At 72.5% G+C, this 17,337-nt stretch carries 16 protein-coding genes; 3 read left to right on the top strand and 13 right to left on the bottom strand.

The features are described from left to right. Window positions 1–466: 466 nt before the first annotated feature. Entirely contained in the window at window positions 467–1,732 is a 1,266-nt protein-coding gene (tyrS, locus tag ACWD4U_RS15805) for a tyrosine--tRNA ligase (protein WP_363455882.1), read from the bottom strand. A gap of 226 nt (window positions 1,733–1,958) precedes the next feature. Here tyrS and ACWD4U_RS15800 point away from each other — a divergent pair, with 226 nt between their 5' ends. Beyond that, window positions 1,959–2,468: an HNH endonuclease gene (locus ACWD4U_RS15800; RefSeq protein WP_363455885.1), complete on the top strand. Its 510-nt coding sequence runs from the start codon at window positions 1,959–1,961 to the stop codon at window positions 2,466–2,468. 78 nt (window positions 2,469–2,546) lie between these two features. Here ACWD4U_RS15800 and ACWD4U_RS15795 read toward each other — a convergent pair whose 3' ends face one another. From ACWD4U_RS15795 to ACWD4U_RS15770, 6 genes are all read right to left on the bottom strand, one after another. Continuing rightward, entirely contained in the window at window positions 2,547–4,430 is a 1,884-nt protein-coding gene (locus tag ACWD4U_RS15795) for a PQQ-binding-like beta-propeller repeat protein (RefSeq protein ID WP_363455888.1), read from the bottom strand. 100 nt (window positions 4,431–4,530) lie between these two features. Next, window positions 4,531–4,827: a 4a-hydroxytetrahydrobiopterin dehydratase gene (locus tag ACWD4U_RS15790; protein WP_363455890.1), complete on the bottom strand. Its 297-nt coding sequence runs from the start codon at window positions 4,825–4,827 to the stop codon at window positions 4,531–4,533. A 68-nt stretch (window positions 4,828–4,895) separates the two neighbouring features. Continuing rightward, a complete protein-coding gene (locus ACWD4U_RS15785) occupies window positions 4,896–5,663 on the bottom strand; it encodes a sulfite exporter TauE/SafE family protein (RefSeq protein ID WP_363455893.1) in 768 nt (255 codons plus the stop codon). Window positions 5,664–5,802: 139 nt separating this feature from the next. Then, on the bottom strand, window positions 5,803–6,831 hold the full coding sequence (locus ACWD4U_RS15780) for an SPFH domain-containing protein (protein ID WP_363455896.1): 1,029 nt from the start codon (window positions 6,829–6,831) through the stop codon (window positions 5,803–5,805). Window positions 6,832–6,841: 10 nt separating this feature from the next. Then, complete coding sequence (locus ACWD4U_RS15775) at window positions 6,842–7,252, bottom strand: NfeD family protein (RefSeq protein ID WP_363456104.1); 411 nt, start codon at window positions 7,250–7,252, stop codon at window positions 6,842–6,844. 123 nt (window positions 7,253–7,375) lie between these two features. Further along, window positions 7,376–8,167: an ABC transporter ATP-binding protein gene (locus ACWD4U_RS15770; RefSeq protein ID WP_363455899.1), complete on the bottom strand. Its 792-nt coding sequence runs from the start codon at window positions 8,165–8,167 to the stop codon at window positions 7,376–7,378. A 133-nt stretch (window positions 8,168–8,300) separates the two neighbouring features. Here ACWD4U_RS15770 and ACWD4U_RS15765 point away from each other — a divergent pair, with 133 nt between their 5' ends. After that, window positions 8,301–9,098 carry a hypothetical protein gene (locus tag ACWD4U_RS15765; RefSeq protein ID WP_363455902.1) on the top strand — a complete coding sequence of 266 codons (798 nt, stop codon included), beginning with the start codon at window positions 8,301–8,303 and terminating at the stop codon, window positions 9,096–9,098. Between the two features lie 40 nt (window positions 9,099–9,138). On the opposite strand, the gene ACWD4U_RS15760 is transcribed toward ACWD4U_RS15765, so the two are convergent. The 3 genes from ACWD4U_RS15760 to ACWD4U_RS15750 form a co-directional block, all read right to left on the bottom strand. Further along, window positions 9,139–9,783 (bottom strand): response regulator transcription factor, encoded by a 645-nt coding sequence (locus ACWD4U_RS15760; RefSeq protein WP_363455905.1) that lies wholly within the window; start codon window positions 9,781–9,783, stop codon window positions 9,139–9,141. Further along, a complete protein-coding gene (locus ACWD4U_RS15755) occupies window positions 9,776–10,915 on the bottom strand; it encodes a GAF domain-containing sensor histidine kinase (protein ID WP_363455908.1) in 1,140 nt (379 codons plus the stop codon). Before ACWD4U_RS15755 ends, ACWD4U_RS15760 begins: the two co-directional genes overlap by 8 nt. Before the next feature lie 71 nt (window positions 10,916–10,986). Beyond that, on the bottom strand, window positions 10,987–13,671 hold the full coding sequence (locus ACWD4U_RS15750; RefSeq protein WP_363455911.1) for an FHA domain-containing protein: 2,685 nt from the start codon (window positions 13,669–13,671) through the stop codon (window positions 10,987–10,989). A 191-nt stretch (window positions 13,672–13,862) separates the two neighbouring features. Between ACWD4U_RS15750 and serB the strand changes: the two genes are divergently transcribed. Then, window positions 13,863–15,122 (top strand): phosphoserine phosphatase SerB, encoded by a 1,260-nt coding sequence (serB, locus tag ACWD4U_RS15745; RefSeq protein ID WP_363455913.1) that lies wholly within the window; start codon window positions 13,863–13,865, stop codon window positions 15,120–15,122. Window positions 15,123–15,301: 179 nt separating this feature from the next. Here the strand turns inward: serB and ACWD4U_RS15740 are convergent, their stop codons facing one another. The 3 genes from ACWD4U_RS15740 to ACWD4U_RS15730 all read right to left on the bottom strand — a co-directional run bounded on the left by ACWD4U_RS15740 (window position 15,302) and on the right by ACWD4U_RS15730 (window position 17,318). After that, the gene (locus ACWD4U_RS15740; RefSeq protein ID WP_363455916.1) at window positions 15,302–15,829 is read right to left on the bottom strand and encodes a SixA phosphatase family protein; all 528 of its coding nucleotides are present in this window, start codon (window positions 15,827–15,829) and stop codon (window positions 15,302–15,304) included. Between the two features lie 99 nt (window positions 15,830–15,928). Next, on the bottom strand, window positions 15,929–16,051 hold the full coding sequence (locus ACWD4U_RS15735) for an SGM_5486 family transporter-associated protein (protein WP_363455918.1): 123 nt from the start codon (window positions 16,049–16,051) through the stop codon (window positions 15,929–15,931). Window positions 16,052–16,061: 10 nt separating this feature from the next. Next, window positions 16,062–17,318 carry a CynX/NimT family MFS transporter gene (locus ACWD4U_RS15730; RefSeq protein WP_363455921.1) on the bottom strand — a complete coding sequence of 419 codons (1,257 nt, stop codon included), beginning with the start codon at window positions 17,316–17,318 and terminating at the stop codon, window positions 16,062–16,064. Window positions 17,319–17,337: the final 19 nt, after the last annotated feature.

Genomic DNA, 17,337 nt, shown 5'->3' with positions numbered 1-17,337 from the left:
GTTGACTTTTGGCACGCTGTTGAGTTCTCAAGGAACGGACACTTCCTTCAGGCGGCCTTCCGACCGACCCTCCGGGCGCTTCGTTCTTTCGTGTTTCCAGCTTATCAGATCCGAGCTTGTGCTCTTTCCCGACTCGCTTTCGCCCTGGGGTTTCCCTTTGAAGGTTTTTCCCTTTCGGCGCCCCCGAACTCTAGCAGACTTATCCGGTCCGCATTTCCCAGTCGGAATTCGAATGGGCGCGCGACGGATCGCTCAGCAGGGTTTGGGGTTCCGCCTCCCGGTCACGGCCGGAAGAGGCGACTCGGACTACGTTAGGTGACGGATCCGGGAGAGTCAAACACGACGGGCCGGATCTGGCTGGATCCGGCCCGTCGTTGGTGGGTCAGCAGGTCAACTGGCGTGTGTTTCAAGCCACCTGATGGTCCGTTCGGGTTCGATCCGGACTCATGGGAACTCTCAACTACCTTCAGGCGCTGGTGAGTTCGATGGCGGCGAGGTTGCGCTTGCCGCGCCGGAGGACCAGCCAACGGCCGTGCAGCAGGTCGGAGTCGGCCGCGGTGGCCTCCTCGTCGGTGACCTTGGCGTTGTTGAGGTAGGCGCCGCCTTCCTTGATGGTGCGGCGGGCGGCGGAGCGGCTGGGGGCCAGGCCGCATTCGACCAGGAGGTCGACGAGCTGGCCGAGCTCGGTGACGGTGGCCTTGGGGACCTCGGCGAGGGCGGCGGCCAGGGTGTCGGACTCCAGGTCGGCGAGGTCGCCCTGGCCGAAGAGCGCCTTGGAGGCGGCGACGGCGCGCTCGTACTGGTCCGCGCCGTGGACGAGGGTGGTGAGTTCCTCGGCGAGGGCGCGCTGGGCGAGGCGCGCGGCGGGGCGGTCGGCGGTCTCGCGCTCCAGTTCCTCGATCTCCTCACGGGAACGGAAGGAGAAGATGCGCAGGAACTTGGCGACGTCGCGGTCGTCGGCGTTCAGCCAGAACTGGTAGAAGGCGTACGGGGTGGTGAGTTCGGGGTCGAGCCAGACGGTGCCGGACTCGGTCTTGCCGAACTTGGTGCCGTCGGCCTTGGTGATCAGCGGGGTGGCGAGGGCGTGCACGGACTTGCCGTCGGCCTTGCGGATCAGGTCGGTGCCGGCGGTGAGGTTGCCCCACTGGTCGCTGCCGCCGGTCTGCAGGGTGCAGTTGTGGCGGCGGTTCAGCTCCAGGTAGTCCATGCCCTGGAGGATCTGGTAGCTGAACTCGGTGTAGCTGATGCCGGCGTCCGAGTTGAGGCGGCGGGCGACCGCCTCCTTGGCGATCATGTTGTTGACCCGGAAGTACTTGCCGACGTCGCGCAGCAGGCTGATCGCCGACATGCCCGAGGTCCAGTCCAGGTTGTTGACCATGCGGGCGGCGTACGGGCCGTCGAAGTCGAGGAATCGGGAGATCTGGCCGCGCAGGCGGTCGACCCAGCCGGCCACCGTCTCGGGGTCGTTGAGGACGCGCTCGGCGGTGGGCTTGGGGTCGCCGATCAGGCCGGTGGCGCCGCCGACCAGGCCGAGCGGGAGGTTGCCGGCCTGCTGGATGCGGCGCATGGTCAGGATCTGGACCAGGTTGCCGAGGTGCAGGCTGGGCGCGGTCGGGTCGAAGCCGCAATAGAACGTGACCGGGCCGTCCGCGAACGCCTTGCGCAGTGCGTCCTCGTCAGTGGACAGGGCAATCAGCCCGCGCCACTGCAGCTCGTCGACGATGTCGGTCACGGTCCCGCTTCTCCTTCGGTCGGGGGTCCGGCGCGCCGGCGGCCCGTCGGGCCCGCGCCTGGACGACTCCAGCGTCGTAGAGCCTACGCGTTCCGGGCCAGGGGGTTTCCGCGCAGGGCGGGTGCCGGGCCGGGCGGGTCGGAAATTCCGTTGTCGGGCGGGGTGCGGGCGTTCAGAGTGGTGCCACCGCCGAGCGGCGGGGGGTGAGCACTGGAGGTGGCCCGGGATGCGCAACACATTGGTACTGAACGCGAGCTACGAACCGCTGACCACGGTGCCGCTGCGCCGCGCCGTGGTCTTGGTGCTCCAGGACAAGGCGGTGGTCGAGCAGGCGCATCCGCTGCGGGTGGTGCGGGGCACGGGCGTCCAGGTGCCGGTGCCGCGGGTGATCCGGCTGAACCGGTACGTGCGGGTGCCGTTCCGACAACAGGCGCCGTGGTCGCGGCGGGGCGTGCTGGCACGGGACCAGCACCGCTGCGCGTACTGCGGGCGGCGGGGCACCACGGTGGACCACCTGGTGCCGAAGTCGCGCGGTGGCGCGGACAGTTGGCTGAACACGGTGGCGGCCTGCGCGGAGGACAACCAGCGCAAGGCGGACCGGACGCCGGAGCAGGCGGGGATGCGGCTGCTGCGGCGGCCGTTCGAGCCGACGCCGGAGGCCACGTTGATGCTTGCGCTCGGGCTGCGGGCGGGCGAGCTCGGGGAGCTCGCCGCCTGGCTGCCGGCGAGCGCGTGAGAGGCCGACGGGCCCGACCTGATCAGGGGACAGGTCGGGCCCGTCTTCCATGTGGGCCGTGCGGTGGCTGACGGGGGGTCAGCCCTTGCTGGTGAAGCCGGTGGCGATGCCGAAGTTGGTGGAGTGCTCGGGGACCGCGACCAGGTGGCCGCCGCCGCTGAGCACCCGGCCCGCGCCGAGCAGCGAGCCGGTGCCCTGCGGGAAGGCGCCGCCCTGGGTCTCCTGGCCGCCGGCCAGTGCGAAGCGGCTGAGGTGGGCGGGCTGGTCGAGGCGTTCGTCGACGGCGAGCAGCAGGCCGCCCGCGTCGACGCCGGCGGGGCGGGCCTTGCCCTTCTCGGCGATGGGGGTGCGCCACTGCGGCTTGCCGGTGGTGAGGTCGTAGGCGGCGACGGCGGCGGGGCTGCCGCCGCCGCCGGGGACGACCCCGGTGAACATGGTGTGGTCGTGGAAGTAGACGCCGGGGACGGCGGCGAAGGTGCCGTGGGCGACGTCCAGCCGGCCGCCGCCCTCGACGGCGAGCGGGATCTCGACCGCCGGGTCGCCCTCGGCGCCCCAGGCGAAGACCCGGTCGTCGGCGGGCTGGGCGCCGGTGGTGAGCACCACGGCGGGTTCGGCGGAGAGCACGGTGACGGTCTTGGGCTGGTTGTTGAGGCCGCGCCAGTACTTGACCTTGCCGTCGGCGGCGTTGAGGGCGACGGCCTGGTCGACCGGGTTGGAGTCGGCGCAGCTGCTGTGCAGCAGGACGGTTGCGCCGCCGGCGCCGCCGGAGAGGGTGCAGTACTTGCCCTGGCCGGCGTACTGCCAGGCGTCCTTGCCGTCGGCGGCGGCCCAGGCGACGGCCTTGTCGTCGCCGATCGCGATCACCTTGTCGTCGGTGACGGCGACGTGCGCGGCGTAGTTCTCCTTGGCGTCGGAGAAGCCCTTGCTCCAGGCGGCCTTGCCGGTCTTGGTGTCGACGGCGACGGCGGTGCTGCAGGGGCTCTTGGGGTCGGCGCTGCCGCGGTAGACGACGGCGCCGAGGCCGGACGGGTTGACGGTGGGTGAGAGTCCGCAGGGGACGGCGCCGTCGGCGGGCGGGGCGAGGGTCCAGGCGGGCTTGCCGTCGGCGAGGGCGTAGGCGCGGACGCCGGTGGCGTCGGCGCGGACCACGGTGTCGGCGAGCAGCCAGCTGCCGGCGAGGGTGTCGTCGGCGCCCTGCGCGGCGGCGGGGTCGACGGCGGCGGTCCAGGCCTTGGTGTGGGCGACGGCGATGTTCTGGGTGGTTCCCTGGTCGCCCTTGGCGGTGGGCTTGTCGTCGCCGCCCGAGGTGGCGAGCACGCCGGCGGTGACCAGGACGGCGAGGGCGGCGACGCCGGCGCCGACCCGCACCGCGAGGGCGCGGCGGCCGAGGGCCGGCTTGCCGCCGCCGCGGCGGCGGCCGGCGGGGCTGTCGGCGGTGTCCTGGTAGATGGTTGACGTTCCGTCGGATCCGGGCGCGAAGGGGTCCGCGGCGCTGGTCTGCGGGTAGTCGGTGGCGGTGACCGGTCCGGGGTCGGTGGTCTGCGGGGCCGGCTCGGCCTGCTGCTGCCCGGGGGCGGCGGCGGTGTAGAGCTGGGCCGCCGGGTCCTGGTAGCCGGTGTGCTGCTGGTAGCCGTGGTTCGGGTCGGCGTAGGCCTGCTGCTGGTAGGCCTGGTCCTGGTAGGCCTGCGCGGGGTACGCCTGCTCGGCGTAGCCCTGCTGCTGGGGGAAGGGCTGCTGGTACGCCTGCTGCGGGTCCGCGTACAGCTGCTGCTCGCCGTAGACCTGCTGCTGGTAGTAGAGCTGGGTGTCGGGGTCCACGTATCCGGGCTGCTGGTAGCCGCCGTAGGCCTGCTGCTGCGGGTCCTGGTAGGCGGCCTGCTGCTCGCCGTAGACCTGCTGCTGCGGTGGGGGGTACCAGGGCTGCTGGTGGTCGTACCCGGGCGTCGTGGGGTCCTGAGCCATGCGTTCCGTCCGTCCCGACTGCGGTCTGGCAAGCAGCCAGCATCTCACGGTCGGGGCACGGGTTTTGCCGGAACTTTGCGGGCCCGGGGGTGGGCCGGGGTCAGGCGGTGGCCTCCAGGGCCTGGTCGATCAGGTGTGCGAGGGTGACGTCGAGGCTGGTCAGGCCGCCTGCGCTGTGGGTGGAGAGGACGAAGGTGAGGGTGCGCCAGCGGATGTCGATGTCGGGGTGGTGGTCGAGCCGCTCGGCCTGCTCGGCGACGGCGTCCACGACCCGGATCGCGGTGGGGAAGCTCGCGGTCTCGGCGGTGCGGGCGATGGCCTCTCCGGTGCGCTGCCAGTCCGGGAGTTCGGCGAGGGCGGCGGTGATCTGGTCCTCGGTCAGGCGGGTGCGGCTCATGGCGTGGCTCCGTCCGGTGCGGGAGGCGGCTTCCATCGCCGAGCCTACGTCGGGTCGCGGCGCGCCGGTCACAGGAAGAGCAGCTTGGTGACGGCGGCGAGGCCGACGACCACGATCAGTGCGCGCAGGGCGGGCGGGGGCAGCCGGCGGCCGACCTTGGCGCCGAGCACGCCGCCGAGGGTGGCGCCGACGGCGATCAGTGCGGCGGCGGTCCAGTCGATGGTGGAGGTGAAGACGAAGAAGACCGCGGCGACGCCGTTGACGATCAGCGCGAGGACGTTCTTGATGCCGTTGATGGTGTGCAGGTCGTCGGGGAGCAGCATGCCCATCAGGGCGAGCAGCAGGACGCCCTGGGCGGCGCCGAAGTAGCCGCCGTAGATGCCGGTGAGGCCGACGCAGACGGTGAGCAGCCAGCCGCCGTCGCCGGCCGGGCGGGCGGTGCCGGCGGCGCGGCGGGCGGCCATCGCGCGGGCGACCCGGGGCTGCAGCACGACCAGGACCAGCGCGGTGAGGATGAGGACCGGGACGATGGCGTCGAAGGCCTTGCTGGGCAGGGTGATCAGCAGGACGGCGCCGGTCAGGCCGCCGATCAGCGAGGCGGTGCCGAGGCGGAGCAGGCGGCGGCGCTGCGTGGCGAGTTCGGCGCGGTAGCCGAGGGCGCCGGCGAGCGAGCCGGGGGCGAGGCCGAGGGTGTTGGAGACGTTGGCGGTGACCGGGGGGAGGCCGACGGCCAGCAGGGTGGGGAAGGTGATCAGGGTGCCGGAGCCGACGATGGTGTTGATGGTGCCGGCGGCGACTCCGGCGAGCAGGACGGCGAGCGCCTCCCAGACTGTCATCTGCTTTCCCCTCGGTTGGTGCTGTCGGCCGGTTGATCATGCCGGACCGTCTCAGCGCTTGGCCAGGGGGCGTCCGCGATCCGGAACGCGCGCGGGCCCCGCCCGACGCGTGGTCGGACGGGGCCTGCGGGGCGGCTGACTACTCGTCGATCTTCGGGTACTCGCGGGTCGGCTCGACCCGCGGGCGGGCGGTCTTGTTCTCGGTGTCCACCGGACGCGGACCGCTGGCCGGGTCGACCGGGACGCGGCTGGCGGGCGGCGGGACGGCTGCCGCGCCACCACCGTTGCCGTTGCCGCCGGCCATGCCGGTGAAGGCGCCGCCGAGGCCCTTGAGCGCGTCGCCGACCTCGCTGGGGATGATCCACAGCTTGTTGGAGTCGCCCTGGGCGAGCTGCGGCAGGGTCTGCAGGTACTGGTAGGCGAGCAGCTTCTGGTCGGCGTCGCCCTCGTGGATGGCCTCGAAGACGGTGCGGATCGCGGCGGCCTCACCGTCGGCCTTGAGCACGGCGGCCTGCGCCTCACCCTCGGCCTGCAGCACGGCGGCCTGCTTCTCACCCTCGGCGCGCAGGATCTGGGCCTGCCGGGCGCCCTCGGCGGTGAGGATCGCGGCGCGCTTGTCGCGGTCGGCGCGCATCTGCTTCTCCATCGAGTCCTGGATGGAGGTCGGCGGCTCGATCGCCTTCAGCTCGACCCGGTTGACCCGGATGCCCCAGCGGCCGGTGGCCTCGTCGAGGACGCCGCGCAGGCCGGCGTTGATCACCTCACGGGACGTCAGGGTGGATTCCAGGTCCATCGAGCCGATGATGTTGCGCAGGGTGGTGACGGTGAGCTGCTCGATGGCCTGGATGTAGCTGGCCACCTCGTAGGTCGCCGCCCGCGGGTCGGTCACCTGGTAGTAGATGACGGTGTCGATGTTGACCACCAGGTTGTCCGAGGTGATCACCGGCTGCGGCGGGAACGGGACGACCTGCTCGCGCAGGTCGATCCGGTTGCGGATGGTGTCGATGAACGGGACGACGATGTTCAGGCCCGCGCTGAGGGTGCGGGTGTAGCGGCCGAAGCGCTCCACGATCGCCGCGCTCGCCTGCGGGATCACCTGGATCGTCTTGATCAGCGCGATGAAGGCCACCACGACCAGGACGACCAGCACGATGAGGACGGGTTCCAACGCTTCTCCCCTAGACGACCAGGGCGGTGGCGCCCTGGATTTCCACGACGTCGACCTGCTGCCCGGGTTCGAAGACCGCCCCCGGATTGAGCGCACGGGCCGACCAGATCTCGCCGTTGAGCTTGATCCGGCCGCCGTTCCCGTCGACTGTTTCCTGTACGACTGCGGTGGCGCCGGTGAGCGCCGCCACGCCCGTGCGGTACTCCGGGCCCTTGTTGAGCAGGCGGTAGGCGACCGGCCGGACGAACACCAGCAGCGCCGCCGACACCCCGACGAAGACCAGGAACTGGGGTACCACGCCGCCGCCCAGACCGGCCGTCAGCGCGGCGGCGCCGGCGCCGGCCGCGAACAGCGCGAACTCGGGCATCGCGGTGACCACCAGCGGTATGCCGAGGCCGACGGCGAGCAGAAGCCACCAGATCCAGTTGTCCACAGATCCATCCTAGGGAGGTGCGGGCTCTCCCCGTGTGGCTTCCCGCAGGTGGACGGGCGGAAACCGGCCGTATGTACGATCGGTTTCCGCCGCCGCGCCGAACGGCGGGAATCAGCCGAGCGGGAGGCCCTGCGCGGTCCACCGGTCGCCGTGCCGCTCGACGGTCAGCGGCAGGCCGAAGCAGTGCGACAGGTTGCGCGAGGTGAGCGCGGTCTCGATCGGACCGGCCGTCAGCACCTTGCCCTGACGGATCATCAGCACGTGGGTGACGCCGGGCACGATCTCCTCGACGTGGTGGGTGACCATCACCATGGACGGCGCGAACTCGTCCTGGGCGAGCGCGCCGAGCCGGCGCACCAGGTCCTCGCGGCCACCGAGGTCGAGGCCGGCGGCCGGCTCGTCGAGCAGCAGCAGCTCGGGGTCGGTCATCAGGGCGCGGGCGATCAGGGTGCGCTTGCGCTCGCCCTCGGAGAGGGTGCCGAACTTGCGGTCGGTGAACGCCGCCATGCCCATCCGGTCGAGCAGCACCAGCGCGCGGTCCTCGTCGGACTGCTCGTAGGTCTCCTGCCAGTGCGCGGTCATCCCGTACGCGGCGGTGAGGACGGTCTGCAGCACGGTCTGCTCCGGCGGGAGCTTGTCGAACATCGCGGCGCTGGCCAGGCCGACCCGGGCGCGCAGCTCGAAGACGTCGACGCTGCCGAGCTTCTCGCCGAGCACGGCCGCCTCGCCGGAGGTCGGGAACAGGTAGGTGGACGCGACCTGGAGGAGCGTCGTCTTGCCCGCGCCGTTCGGGCCGAGCACCACCCAGCGCTCGCCCTCCTTGACCGACCAGGACACGTGATCGACGAGTGCGCGACCCTCCCGGACCACGGAAACGTCCACCAGCTCCAGCACGTCGCTCATGCCTACGCCTTCCCCAAATGCAAGAATCCGGCCGTCCGTGGGACCTGCGGGTACGGTCCTTCGGGGTGCGGTCCACCTGTGTCAGGCCAAACCTACGCCACCCGCCTGGCCCGGTTGTCCGTAGGCTGGTCCGATGCTCGCCACTCCTGCCGACAATCCGTACCAAGAACCCCGTTCGGGACGCCTCACCGCGTGGGGCAACGCGCTGCTGGCCGGGGCCGCCTCCCCCGACGACGCGGTCACCGCGGTCCAGGGCGTCGACGACGCGCACCGCGTCACCGGGCTGCCCGGGGAGCCGCCGGACTCGCTGCACGGGCTGACCTGGGCGCTGGGCCGGCTGCGCGCCCAGGGCGTCACCGGCCTGCGCCTGGCCCTCCCGGTGGCCGGACACCCGCTCGGGCTGTGCGGGCCGCCCGCCTTCAACTCCCTTGCCATGGGCGCCGGCGAGGCCGTCCTCGCGGTCGGCGCCCCGCTCGGCCTGGTCCCCGAGGTCGAGGTGTACGGCCCGGCCGGCGACCAGGGCGTCCGGGTGCTGTGGCAGTGCCTGCCGGTCGACGACGGGCGGCCCGCGGACGTGCCGTCACTGGACGAGGCGGAACGCGAACTCGCCGACGGGCTGCGCGAGGCCACCGCGCTGCTGACCCGGCTCGACGTCGCCGGGGCCGGTCCGGAGACGCTGCGCGCGCTGGAGGCCTTCCGCCGCCGCGGCCACAGCGAGCTGCTAGCCCCCGGCTACCCGCCGCGCGCCGTACGGGTGCTGGAGTCCGCCCGGCAGGTCGCCGCGCTGCTGTCGATCGCCTCCGACGGGCACGGCGCAGCGGTCTCCGCCGCCGAGATGGCCGCCCGCCGGGAGATCCTCGCCCCCCTGGACCGCACCGCCCGCCGCGCCCAGGTAGCCGCCTACAACGCCGCGGTCGACGAACGCGGCTGACACCAGGTCACCCCTGGGGCGCAGCGCGGCTGAGGACGCGTCAGCCCTGGTGGCGGACGGCCCAGAGGGCGGCCTGGGTGCGGTCGGCGACGTCCAGTTTCATCAGGATGTTGGAGACGTGGGTCTTCACGGTCTTCTCGGACAGGTGCAGGGTGCGGGCGATCTCCCGGTTGGAGCGGCCGTCGGCGATGTGCGAGAGCACCTCGCGCTCGCGGTCGGTGAGGTTGCCGCCCCGGCCCTGCGGGACGGCCGGGGTGTCCTCGGCGAGCAGCGCGGCGGCCAGCTCCGGCTGCAGCAGCACGTGTCCGGAGTGCACCGAGCGGATCGCCCCGGCCAGCGCCTCCGGGTCGACGTCCTTGTACACGTAGCCGGCCGCGCCCGCCCGCAGCGCCGGGACCATGGTGCGGTGCTCGGTGAAGCTGGTGACGATCAGCACCCGGGCCCCGCTGCCGCGTTCGCGCAGCAGCCGGAGCGCCTCGATGCCGTCCACGTTCGGCATCTTCAGGTCCATCAGCACCACGTCGGGGGCGAGCGCGGCGGCCTGTTCGACCGCCTCCGCGCCGTCCGCGGCCTCCCCCACCACCTCGATGTCGTCCTGCACCTCCAGGAAGGTGCGCAGGCCGCGGCGGACCACCTGGTGGTCGTCCACCAGCAGCACGCGGATCGGTGACGTCGTGTCAGGCACCGGGGACCTCCAGTTCGACCAGGGTGCCCCGGCCCGGGGCGGATTCCAGGGTGAGCCGGCCGCCGACCGCGGCCGCGCGGTCGCGCATCGACACCAGGCCGAGGTGCCGGCCGGCCCGCCGCACCGACTCCGGGTCGAAGCCCCGGCCGTCGTCACGGACCGTCAGCAGCACCCCGCGGGTCGGGGTGGCGGTCAGGGTGACGGCGACCTGCCCGGCCTCCGCGTGGCGCAGCGCGTTGTGCAGCGCCTCCTGGGCGACCCGCAGCAGCGCCGCCTCCTGCGCGGCGGGCAGCGCCCGCACCCCGGTGGCGGTGAAGTGCACCTTGGCGGTGTGGGCGCGGTCCAGCACCTGGACCTGGGAGGCGAGGGTGGCGACCAGGCCGTCCTCCTCCAGCGCGGCGGGGCGCAACTCGATCACCACCGCGCGCAGTTCGTCGGCCGCCTCGGCGGCCAGCCGGGCCACCTCGGCGAGTTCGGCGCGGGCCCGGGCGGGGTCGCGGTCGACGAGCTTCGCGGCGGCGCGGGCGGTGAGCCGCAGCGAGAACAGTTTCTGCGACACCGCGTCGTGCAGGTCGTGGGCGATCCGGGCCCGCTCGCCGGAGAGGGTCAGTTCGCGGCTGCGCTCGTACAGGCGGGCGTTGGCGAGGGCGAGGGCGGCGTGCGCGACCAGGATGCGCAGCAGTTCCTCGTCCTGGTCGGTGAAGCCGCCCGGCTTGTTGGCCAGGAACAGCGCACCGGCGATCTCGCCCTCGTCCATGATCGGCATGCCGAGGAAGTCGGTGAGTTCGGGGTGCGCGTCCGGCCAGCCGCCGAAGTCGGGAGCGGTGCGGACGTCGCCGAGCCGGGTCGGGCCGCGGTCGTGCAGCATCGTCGCCAGCACCCCGTGCTGGCGGGGCAGCGGTCCGATCGCGCGCCACTGCTCGTCGCTGACGCCGTCGACCACGAACTGGGCGAAGCCGCCGTGGTCGTCCGGGAGGCCGAGGGCGGCGTACTCGGCGCCGAGCAGGGTGCGCGCGGAGGCGGTGATCCGCTGCAGCACCTCCCGCACCTCCAGCGGGCGGCTCATCGCGAGGACGGCGGCGCTCACCGCCTCGATCGCGCGAAGCGACGGGTCGCGTCCCGGGGTGTCCATACCGCCACACGCTACCCCGGTGATCACGCCCGCCGCCTCGGCCGCAGGACCTACGTCGTAGGTCAGAGCGGCTAGCCCTTCTGCATGACCTCCGGCTCGTGGCGCTTCTGGAAGCGCTGGATGGCGAAGGCCAGACCCACCGAGATCACGATCATCGCGATCCAGTTGAGGATCATGTAGCCGATCGAGTGGTCCCACAGCGGGTCGACCGGGGAGGTCTCCGGCGGGCGGGCCACCACGACCGGGGAGATGTGCGCGAGGTCGAGCGTGTTGCCGCTGGCGGCGACGCCCCAGCGGGCGGGCATCAGCCAGGCGAACTGCTCCAGGCCGGGCTTGTCGAAGAGCTGGAAGATCGCGCCGGTGAAGACCATCTGCACGATGGCGAACATCACCAGCAGCGGCATCGTCTTCTCGGCGGTCTTCACCAGCGAGGAGATCGCCAGGCCGACCATCATCGAGGAGAAGCTCAGCAGGATCACGCCGATCGCCATCTCGGCGGCCGGCATGTGCTTCAGCAGCAGGCCCTCGGCGGGCAGGGTGCGGACCTTGAAGGCGATCGCCGAGATGATGCCGCCCTGCAGGAAGCTGATCGCGCCCAGCACGATGATCTTCGACAGCAGGTACGCGGACCGGGAGAGCCCGGTGGCGCGTTCGCGTTCGTAGATCGCCCGTTCCTTGATCAGCTCACGGACCGAGTTGGCCGAGCCGGACAGGCAGGCGGAGAACGCCACCACCATCAGGATCAGCCGGGCGACGTCGTTGCGGCCGTTGCCGCACGGTGCCAGGCCGCACTTGTCGGGGATCACCGCGGAGACCGCGCCGAGCACCAGCGGCAGCAGCACCGACAGCGCGATGAAGCCCTTGTCGGAGGCGATCACCGACAGGTAGCGGCGGATCAGCGTCCACAGCTGGGAGCCCCAGCTCTGCGGCTTCGATGGACGCATCTGGGCGTGCACGTTGGGCTGCGCCTGGGTGGCCACCGCGTCCACGTCGGCCGAGTACTGCCGGTGGTGCACCGAGTTGCGGTAGCGCCCGGCCCAGTCGTGGTCGGGGTAGTTCTCGAACGCCTGGAAGACGTCCGCCCAGGTCTCGTACCCGAAGAAGTGCAGCGCCTCGCCGGGCGGGCCGAAGTACGCCACCGAGCCGCCCGGGGCCATCACCAGCAGCCGGTCGCAGAGCGCGAGTTCGGCGACCGAGTGGGTGACCACCAGGACGGTGCGGCCGTCGTCGGCGAGGCCGCGCAGGGTCTGCATCACCTCGCGGTCCATGCCCGGGTCGAGGCCGGAGGTCGGCTCGTCCAGGAAGATCAGCGACGGCTTGGTGAGCAGCTCCAGGGCGACCGAGACGCGCTTCTGCTGGCCGCCGGAGAGCGCGGTGATCCGGTTGTCGGCGCGCTTGTCCAGGCGCAGCTCGTACAGCACCTCGTCGATCCGGCGCTCGCGCTCGGCCGACTCGGTGTCGCCGGGGAAGCGCAGCCGGGCCGCGTACTTGAGCGCGGTGCGGACGGTCAGCTCCTTGTGCAGGATCTCCGACTGCGGCACCAGGCCGATCCGGGACCGCAGTTCGGCGAACTGCCGGTACAGGTTGCGGCCGTCGTACAGCACCTCGCCGCGGTCGGCGGGCCGGTAGCCGGTCAGCGCGCGCAGCAGGGTCGACTTGCCGGAGCCGGACGGGCCGATCACCGCGACCAGCGACTTCTCCGGGACGGAGAAGCTCACGTCGTTGAGCAGGATCTTCTTGCCGCCCTTGTGCTCCACCTCCACCGTCAGGTGGTGCGCGGAGAAGGTGACGGCGCCGTTGTCGACGAACTCCTGCAGCTGGTCGCCGACCAGCACGAAGGAGGAGTGGCCGACGGTGAGCCGGTCCTGCGGGCCCATCAGCTGGCGCTGCACCGGCTGGCCGTTCAGGAAGATCCCGTTGTGGCTGCCGAGGTCGACGATCTCCCAGCGCCCGTCCGGCAGTTGCCGCAGCTCGGCGTGGTGCCGGGAGACCTGCAGGTCGGAGACGACGATGTCGTTGTCCAGCGCGCGGCCGATCCGGATGGTGCGCATCCCGGCGGCCAGGCTGCGCACCATGGTCGGGTTGCCCAGACCGCCGCCCTGCTGCGGCTGCCCGCCGAGCGGGTGGACCGGAGGCTGCGGCTGGACCGGCGGCTGACCCGGCGTCACCGGCGGCTGCTGGTACGGCGCCTGCGGCGGCACGGCCGGCTGCTGCACCGGCGCGCTCTGCTGCTGCGGGAAGCCGGGCCGCGGGGTGGGGGCGTCCCAGCTCTGCGGGATCGGCTGCTGCACCGGCGGCGGCCGGTGGCCCTGCGGCGCGGCCGGCCCGCCCGGGAACGGCTGCTGCTGGTACGGCGCCTGCTGCCCGGGGGTGGCCCGGCTGGTGGCGGCCTCGTGGATGTCGCTGGGCGCGGCCGGCGCGCCGGCCGGGGCGCTGAACGCCAGCCGGGGCCCGTTCTGCCCGTTTCCGAGGTGGATCACCCCGCCCGGGTGGACGGCGGTCTGCGCGACCCGGGCGCCGCCCACGAAGGTGCCGTTGGTGGAGCCGTGGTCGGTGAGCTGCCAGCCGGTGCCGTCGAAGGTCAGGCTGGCGTGCCGCCAGGAGACCCTGGCGTCGTCGAACGGGAAGTCCGAGTTCGGGTCGCGCCCGATGGTGTAGGACCGGCCGGGCTCCAGAACCCGCTGCCGGCCGTCAATCTCTAGTACGAGTTGCGGCAACTGTCCGCCCGCCCCGCTCTCCGGCCCCAGGATGTGCATCTGACGGGGGGAATCATTCCAGCCGCCGCGCTCCCCTCGAAAGTCGGGCCGCTGGACTGTGACCGCCCGGCAACACTGTCCGGAGCATGTCGCAAAGGGCCTACGGGTGTCCGGCGGGGGTACGCCCGGCGTCCCACGGGGCGGACGGGTGGCGTGGCCGCGCGGGCGGGCCCGGTAGCGTGGGACGCACCATGAACGGAACAGATCCGGCCGCTCAGGCCCTCCCCGCCGCCCCGTCCCGGAGCTCCGAGGACGAGCGCACGCTGCTGGTCAAGGTGTTCGGCAAGGACCGCCCGGGCATCACCGCGGGCTTGTTCACCACCCTGGCGGACTTCGGCGTCGAGGTCATCGACATCGAGCAGGTGGTCACCCGGGGCCGGATAACGCTGTGCGCCCTGGTCACCCCGCCGCCCGCGCCGGGCGTCGAGGGCACCCTGCGGGTCACCGTCCACCGCTGGGCGGAGGAGAACCGCCTGCAGGCCGAGATCATCTCCGGCACCGGCGACAACCGCCCGCGCCGCGAGGGCCGTTCGCACGTCACCGTGCTCGGCCACCCGCTCACCGCCGCCGCCGTCGCCGCACTCACCAGCCGGGTCTCCGCCGCGGGCGGCAACATCGACCGCGTGTTCCGCCTCGCCAAGTACCCCGTGACCGCGGTCGAGCTGGCCGTCTCCGGCGTCCCCACCGAGGAACTGCGCACCGTGCTGGCCGCCGAGGCCGCCGCCCAGCGCGTGGACATCGCCGTGGTGAAGGCCGGACTGCACCGCCGGGCCAAGCGCCTGGTGGTGATGGACGTCGACTCCACGCTGATCCAGGACGAGGTGATCGAGCTGTTCGCCGCCCACGCGGGCTGCGAGGAGCAGGTCGCCGAGGTGACCGCGCAGGCGATGCGCGGCGAACTGGACTTCGCCGAGTCGCTGCGCGCCCGCGTCGCCTTGCTGGCCGGCCTGGACGCCACCGTCACCGAGAAGGTCCGGGCCGAGGTCCGCCTCACCCCCGGCGCCCGCACCCTGATCCGCACCCTGAAGCGACTCGGCTACCAGGTGGCGATCGTCTCCGGCGGCTTCACCCAGGTCACCGAGCACCTGGTCGAACGCCTCGGCCTGGACTTCGCGGCGGCCAACACCCTCGAGGTGGTCGACGGCCGCTTCACCGGCCGGGTCACCGGCGAGATCGTCGACCGCGCCGGCAAGGCCCGCTGGCTGGCCCGCTTCGCCGAACAGGCCGGCGTGCCGCTGGAGCAGACGGTGGCGATCGGCGACGGCGCGAACGACCTCGACATGTTGAACGCGGCCGGCCTGGGCGTGGCGTTCAACGCCAAGCCGGTGGTGCGGGAGCAGGCCGACACCGCGGTCAACGTGCCGTTCCTCGACACCGTGCTCTACCTGCTCGGCGTCACCCGGGAAGAGGTCGAGGCGGCGGACGAGCTGGACGGGGCCACTGACCACTGAGGGGGCATTTCAGGGGCTCGGAGAACTGCGAGGCGAGTGTCTGACGGTCTCGGCTTGGCTGGTGGTTTTTGGAGACCTCCATGCGCCCGGACCTCGCAGCGCCCTCGTACCCCCACCGTCACGCACTCCCGCCGTTCCCCGGGCCCCTGAAGGGCCCCGGAGGGCCCCTTTCGGGGCTCTCAGTCTTGGGGGAGGAAGTAGGAGTCGAGCCGGGCGATTCCGGGTTCGACCTGCTTCCAGGAGGCGTTGAGGCTCAGGACGGCGACTGCGGCCGGGGGGAAGCCGTTGAGGCGCAGGCGGTTGAGGGCCTCCGTGTCGCCCTCGTCGCCGGCCAGGACCTGGGTGAGGCCGAGGACGCCGGGGTTGTGGCCGACCAGCAGGAGGTCGGTGTGCTCCTCGGGGGTCTCCTGGATCACTTCGATCAGCTGCCCGGGCTGGGCTTCGTAGACCCGGTCCTCGTAGACCGTCCTGCGGGGCCGCTTGGGCAGCTCGTGCGCGACCAGCTTCCAGGTCTCGCGGGTGCGCAGGGCGTCGGAGCAGAGCACGTGGTCGGGATTGATCCCGGAGTCGGTGAGCCAGCGGCCCGCGTCCGTGGCCTGCCCGCGTCCGCGGTCGGCCAGCGGCCGCTCGTGGTCGGTGACCTGGTTGGGCCAGTCGGCCCGGGCATGGCGGAGAACGATGATCCTACGAGGAGTGTCGGCGCTCATACCCCTAGAGCTTCGCAGAAAACCGCCGCCGGGTCGCGTGGTCCGCGAAGCTGCCACCCGCAGGGGTGGCGGCTTCGGCAAAGGGCCCCGAACTGCGGGTCAGCCCAGGTTCCGGGCGACGGTGGCCACGATCGAGATGACCACCACGATCGCGGCGATCAGGCCGAGCATCTGCAGCAGCTTCTTCTGGCCGTTCTGGGGGTTCGGGTCGAGTACGGGCATGCCCGCGAGCCTAGCCGACGACCTCGTCCTCGATGTGCCGGGCCCTGGCCGCCCGCAGGCCGACCAGGATCTGCGGCACCAGCAGCGCGGCCAGCAGGCCCAGCGGCAGGTACCAGTCGCCGGTGCGCTGGTACAGCGCGCCGACCAGGATCGGGCCGGGGATGGAGATCAGGTAGCCCACACTCTGCGCGAACGCGGACAGCTGGGTCACCCCGCCGGGGGTGCGGGCGCGCAGGCCGAGCATGGTCAGCGCGAGCGGGAAGGCGCACATCGACAGGCCCACCAGCACCGCCCACAGCCACGGCACCGTCCCGGCCGCGAACAGCAGGCCCAGGAAGCCGGTGATCCCGCACAGCCCCAGCGCCACCACGTACCGGCGCTGGTCGCCGCGGCGGGCGGCCAGGTTGGGCAGCAGGAAGGAGACCGGGACGCTGATCGCCATCACCACCGCGAGCAGCACGCCGGACGCCGACTCGGAGACCCCGGCGTCCTGGTAGATCTTCGGCAGCCAGCCCATCGCGCTGTACGCGCTGGTCGACTGCAGTCCGAAGAACGCGGCCAGCGCCCACGCGGTGCGGCTGCGGACGATCGGCAGCCGGGTGTGCGCACCGGCCGCGGTCCGGCCGCCGCGCTCCCGGCGCAGGAACCACACCACCAGCCAGATCCCGAGCGCGGCGACCGCCAGCACGCCCCACAGCCCGAGGCCGACCCGCCAGCTGCCGCCCAGCGCGCTGGTCAGCGGCACGGTCGCGGCGGCCGCCAGCGAGGTACCGACCGACAGCGCCATCGAGTAGAGGCCGATCATCGGGGCGACCCGGTCCGGGAAGTACCGCTTGATCACCACCGGCAGCAGCACGTTCGCCAGCGCCACCCCGGCCAGTGCCACCGCGGTCAGCAGCAGGAACAGCGCGGCGGACCCGGTGAACGAGCGGGCCAGCACGCCCGCGGCGATCGCCCCCATGCCCGCGGTCACCACGGTGAGCGGGCCCATCCGGCGGGCCAGCGAAGGCGCCGCGAAGCCCACCGCGGCGAAGCACAGCGGCGGCACGGCGGTCAGCAGGCCCGCCATGGTCGCGCTCATCCCCAGGTCCTCGCGGACCCGGTCGAGCAGCGGCCCGAGGCTGGTCACCACCGGGCGCAGGTTGAGCGCGGCGGCGGCCACCGCCACGGCGAGCAGCACGGCGGCGCCGCCGCTGCGGGCGGGGGCGGACGAGGGGAGGTCGACGGTCTTCGGCTGGGTGGCGGTGCGGTCGGCTGCGGTCGGCATGGGCGTAATCATAGAATCA

This window comes from Kitasatospora sp. NPDC002522 (assembly GCF_053595195.1).
This window is presented reverse-complemented; position numbering and strand designations above follow the sequence as displayed.